Origin of the sequence: Nocardia sp. NPDC059236 (assembly GCF_042754085.1) — a bacterium.
Lineage (GTDB): Bacteria > Actinomycetota > Actinomycetes > Mycobacteriales > Mycobacteriaceae > Nocardia.
Genome location: NZ_JBHZAF010000111.1, coordinates 1 through 1075, shown reverse-complemented (window position 1 = coordinate 1075; position 1075 = coordinate 1). Strand labels below are relative to the sequence as shown.

Annotated in this window: 1 protein-coding gene and 1 pseudogene; one reads left to right on the top strand and one right to left on the bottom strand. The window is 69.4% G+C overall.

What is annotated here, in order from left to right; genetic code table 11:
- Positions 1–292, bottom strand: a 292-nt coding sequence (locus ACFXIV_RS48275; protein WP_379421586.1) for a hypothetical protein, incomplete at its 3' end; no start/stop codon positions are given.
- Positions 293–504: 212 nt separating this feature from the next.
- On the opposite strand from ACFXIV_RS48275, the pseudogene ACFXIV_RS48270 reads away from it, so the two are divergent.
- A pseudogene (locus ACFXIV_RS48270) lies at positions 505–1075 on the top strand (hypothetical protein); the annotation flags it as partial.

The following is a 1075-nucleotide window of genomic DNA, read 5'->3' as shown; positions in this document are numbered from 1 at the left end:
GATAGTGGGTCAGCAACCGGGCCGCCGAACCCAGCACCCCGGGGGCGAAGTCGCACAGGGACAGCTGCCGCAGCTGCCGTACGAGCATCCCGGTGGCCAGCGGGGGCAGCTCCACCGGCAACAGCGCGATGCGCCGGCTCTCCAACAGGGAGCGCACGGTGTGCAGCCGGTGCCGGAAGCGGATGGGGAGGGTGGCCGGATAGACGGTGACGAGGTAGCCGTGCTGTTCGAGCAGGTCCTGCGTCTGCGCCAGCGCGACCGCCAGCGGCTGCTCGTCGGGCGGGGAGAGCACATGGGCGCGCGGCGTGTGCCGGTCGGGCGGGGCGAGCCGTTCGCCGAAACGTCCCCTGTTCCCCGAAACCGGGCCAGCGTGACCACTACCCGCCCCGGCCCCACCCCCAACCCCTCGTACGCCCGCTCACTCCAGGAACGCGCGTTCACCCGTCCTGGTGAACGCGCCGGCGTTCCCCCTCCCGTCCACCCCGCTTGTCATATGTTCCCGGCATGGTCACCGCACGCCACGAGGCAGCGCACCGCATCTTCCAGGAGCGCCCCGCCCTGCTGGCCCCCACCTTCCGCCTACTGGGCGTCTCCCTACCGGAAAAGCCCCGCGTAGAAGTACTCACACCCGACGTGACCGAGTTGGAGCCCGTGGAACGACGCATCGACAGCGTCCTGCGGCTCTCACCGGAGAAGGGCGGGACGCCACTGCTGCTGGCGATCGAGGCGCAGAGTCGTCCCGACCCGCGCAAAGCACGGAACTGGGCCTACTACCTCTCGTTCCTGGAGTCGAAGAACGAGTGCCCGGCCTATCTCCTGGTCGTCTGCCAGGACAAGGCCACCGCCGAGTGGGCCAGTGGCCCCTTCGACCTGGGCACGGACGACTGGAGCCCTCTCACCGTCCGCCCACTGGTCCTCGGCCCGGGAAACGTCCCCTTGATCGTCGAGCCCGAGGAAGCGGAAGAAGATCTCACCATGGCCACCTTCGCGGCCATGACACATGGCAAGAGCTCTGACGCCCCGGCCATACTGGAAGCGCTGGCATCGGCGCTCCACCGCACGGACCCCAAGACTC